Consider the following 1,254-nt stretch of genomic DNA (forward strand, 5'->3'; position numbering starts at 1 on the left):
GACCCGGCGACCAGCAGCACGATCGCGAGCGCCGTGACGACGGCCGCGAGCAGCGCGAGCAGGATCCACGTCGCCGGCGCGGACGTGCCCGAGACCGCGGCCATGCCGTAGCGCAGCAGCACGGCACCGGCGATCGCCGCGGCGCCGGCGGGCGCGCCGCGCAGCAGGGTCCAGACCATGACCGTGCCCATGATGTTCGGCCAGGTCAGGGCCAGCAGGCCGGGCGCGAACGCCGCCGCGGCCAGGCTGCTGAGGAGCGTGTACGCGGTATCGGCGAGGAGCACCGGCCGGATGCCGGTGGCGCGCCGGAAGACCCAGGCGACCTCGAGGAGGTTCGGCACCAGGAAGAACGCCACGGCGAGCCAGAGGGCAGGCGCGGTGGGCCCGTCGCCGGTCCACAGCACCTGGAGGAACAACGCCAGCCGGAACACGACCGGCACCAGCACGAGCCGCGGAACGGCGCCCTGCACCAGCGAAAGCGCACCCCACCGACCGCTCCCGCCGGCGAGCGCCCCCGCTCCGCCGAGCAGCACAACCCTCACGACGTCCTCCCCGGATCGGGGCCCCTACCCCGATCAGCCGACCTGAAATGGAAGCGTCGCCGCATTCATTTCAGTTTACCGACAGGGTCAGCTTGCCCCTACCGGTTCCGCACTGTCAACGGGTCCCGCCCGACCGGCGGGCAATCGAGGAGAGGAGCGATCCCCATGCCGCGAGCCATGATTTATCCATGAGTCCGGGGGTGCGCCTCCCAGCTGAGACCCAGCGGAAGGCACCCGGCTCGATGGGAGAACCGCACAACAGGTCCTCCTGCGAGGAGCCCCGGGTACGCCTCCACCGCTGCGATCCAGCGGCCGCGGCACCCGGCTCGGGACGAGAACCAGTGGAACGGGGAAGGGGGCCGGCGGGTGACGCACACGATGACGTCCCGCCGGCGCCCCCGGAACCTGCCGCCGGTGTTCTGGTGGATCTGGATCAGCCTCCTGGTCAACTGGGCCGGCGCCTTCACCCGGCCCGTGCTCGCGCTGTCGCTGACAGCCGGGCACGGGTACCCGGTGTCCTACGCCGGGTACGTCATCGCCCTGATCGGGCTGGGTGGCGTGCTCGGCACCGTGGCCGGCGGCGTCCTCGCCGACCGGCTGGGCCGGAAGCCGACGCTGGTGCTGGCGCACGTCGTCACCGCGGTGGCGATGGTCGCGCTCGGCACGGCGAGCGGACGCTGGCAGCTCGAAGTGGCGGCCTTCGCCGTCGGCG

At 72.7% G+C, this 1,254-nt stretch carries 1 protein-coding gene and 1 pseudogene; one reads left to right on the forward strand and one right to left on the reverse strand.

Annotation, left to right across the window (positions count from 1 at the left end; translation table 11 throughout):
* Positions 1-542 (reverse strand): annotated as a pseudogene (locus G3I65_RS44440) (ATP-binding protein); the annotation flags it as partial.
* 366 nt (positions 543-908) lie between these two features.
* On the opposite strand from G3I65_RS44440, the gene G3I65_RS44445 reads away from it, so the two are divergent.
* A partial coding sequence (locus G3I65_RS44445) for an MFS transporter (protein ID WP_309236004.1) occupies positions 909-1,254 on the forward strand: 346 nt, incomplete at its 3' end.

It is taken from the genome of Amycolatopsis sp. SID8362 (genome assembly GCF_010550475.1).
GTDB classification, from domain to species: Bacteria; Actinomycetota; Actinomycetes; order Mycobacteriales; family Pseudonocardiaceae; genus Amycolatopsis; species Amycolatopsis eburnea.